Consider the following 1,994-nt stretch of genomic DNA (forward strand, 5'->3'; position numbering starts at 1 on the left):
TCTGTGAGTGAGTACTTGACACACCCATTCTACCAGAGGAAACCGAATGGCTCATCTTATTTGATAGAGCCGGTGCGCAGTCTCGAGCCTACGCACTTTTACACATAATAACGGACACTACTGCCAAAGCCGTGATCGAATCTTATTTTCAGAATAAAAATTTAATTTAGGTATTTGATGGAAATGAATACAGAAAACAATTAGGGAAGCATGACTAAGCTTTCGCTGTAACCATTTTGCGCATGGCGTCGTCAAATGAAAAAGAGGTTTGTGATTATACAGCCAAGGGGATAAGGCACTCAATAATGTGTCGAATTTCTACTGTGCGGTTTGATCTGATGATCAAGATACCGTGATATTCTAAGACAAAGGGTGGTTTGTGTGCAAAAACGAACATGGGGAATTGGTGTGGCTGCGGTAGCTTTGACGTGCTTGGCAATGACGGGGTGTGGGACAATGAACAACCATTCTTCGTCTTCTGTTAATACTTTAGGAACAGCACAAACAAAGTCATCAAACCCCAAACAACATAAAAAGGATAAAGTAGAAAGTCATCCGCAATCTACAACGGTTTCTTCGCCTTCGTTTAAAAAAAATCCAACAAAAACAAATATCTTCTTGGGAAAAAATGTTCGGATGATCATTAATTCAAACATGCCTAAAGCCATATCTAATGGATATACAGACCAACAAACTAAGCTTACTTACTCTAAAAATAAATTCCAAGCCGTTGAATCATTTACTGGAATTCTTAATAACAAAACTTTTATCTTGGATTTTTACAAAAGTGCTTCAAACGGCATAGCGGTAGGAATCAGTTACAATCATCAACCTGTATATTTTGGTTGGGGACCCTCTCCAGTATTTGATATACTCCATTTCGTTGGAGATAATGTTCTTTTGGGTTCCCCTTCAGCTGGTGCATATATGGCTATTAATTTAGTGAACGGTCAATTGATTACTAACACAGAAGAGATTGTCGCATTAAAAGGCTATTCAGGACTTCAACCTCCAAAATATATTTTAGGCTTGCCAGGTACTCATTATTCTATTCAAATTCCTAACTAAACACTCAGCCCGTGCATTTCCTCGCCTAGCGCTTCATGTCTAGGTGGGGAAATGCACGGGCTTTTATGCACCTTTTAAGCGTTCCACCAACGTTCATTGCCAGGTGGAATTGTAGATTGATCTTCATCAATATCACAACCACACGATTCAGCATATTGCCATACTTGCGGTTGCCCAAAGTTGGTGTTTGGTGGATAGTATGGCTCATAACCAGGTGCTGCAGCTATTGAAGTACAACCGACTGGTTCTGGCTCAGCGCTCCATAATTGAGCATTTGCGATATATGAACCGTATGTTGGATCGTTGTATGCTGTAGCAAATGCGTTGTCAAAGGCTGAATCCGTACCGACATTACCATAAAACCCCGGATGATATGCTGTATTGACAGTCAACTGATATGCGTAGCCTTCTATAAACTCTGCAGTAATGTAATCATCATAAGAAGTTCCTAGGTCAGCATAGATGGTCACATAAGTTGGGGCCTCAAGATCGGTTGCAAGCTGCGCTGCTGTATTCGCGATATTCACACCATCTTGAAAAGATAACGTTTCATGAGGGATGCTCCCATAAATTAATCCTAGTGAAATACCTAAACTATGGATGTAGTCCACTTCTGAAGTGGTAAGTCCATTGTGAACTCCTTCTAGATTGTCAACGTATCGAAGAATGAAAGAAATTTCACTAGTTGGTGCTCCATTATCTGCTAAACAACTGATCATACTTGAATTTACAGTAGATGCTGAGTCAAATCCCCAATATGCCATTTTAATCTCCTCCGATTGTTATTTTCCGCCAGTTAAAGCGGAGAGGGGCTTTGTGTTTTTCCCTCTACTCTTTACAACAATCGGATTCGTGCTTTTGAAAACCTCATTCATAAATTTTTTTCGTGGACTCTAAAATCAAGCGTAAACATGCTCTCTGTTCTC

2 protein-coding genes are annotated in these 1,994 nt (G+C 40.0%); one reads left to right on the top strand and one right to left on the bottom strand.

Going from position 1 to position 1,994, the window contains the following annotated elements:
- The first annotated feature begins 381 nt into the window (after window positions 1–381).
- A complete protein-coding gene (locus tag BM613_RS15425; RefSeq protein WP_219930721.1) occupies window positions 382–1,068 on the top strand; it encodes a hypothetical protein in 687 nt (228 codons plus the stop codon).
- Between the two features lie 74 nt (window positions 1,069–1,142).
- Here BM613_RS15425 and BM613_RS14370 read toward each other — a convergent pair whose 3' ends face one another.
- On the bottom strand, window positions 1,143–1,832 hold the full coding sequence (locus tag BM613_RS14370) for a glycoside hydrolase domain-containing protein (protein WP_109431841.1): 690 nt from the start codon (window positions 1,830–1,832) through the stop codon (window positions 1,143–1,145).
- Between the last annotated feature and the right edge of the window lie 162 nt (window positions 1,833–1,994).

Source organism: Sulfoacidibacillus thermotolerans (assembly GCF_003144315.1).
Classification (GTDB): domain Bacteria; phylum Bacillota; class Bacilli; order Alicyclobacillales; family SLC66; genus Sulfoacidibacillus; species Sulfoacidibacillus thermotolerans.

Bases quoted from the DNA above. Each gene is read 5' to 3' on its own strand.
- BM613_RS14370 (WP_109431841.1), bottom strand. From the start codon at position 1,832: ATGGCATATTGGGGATTTGACTCAGCATCTACTGTAAATTCAAGTATG.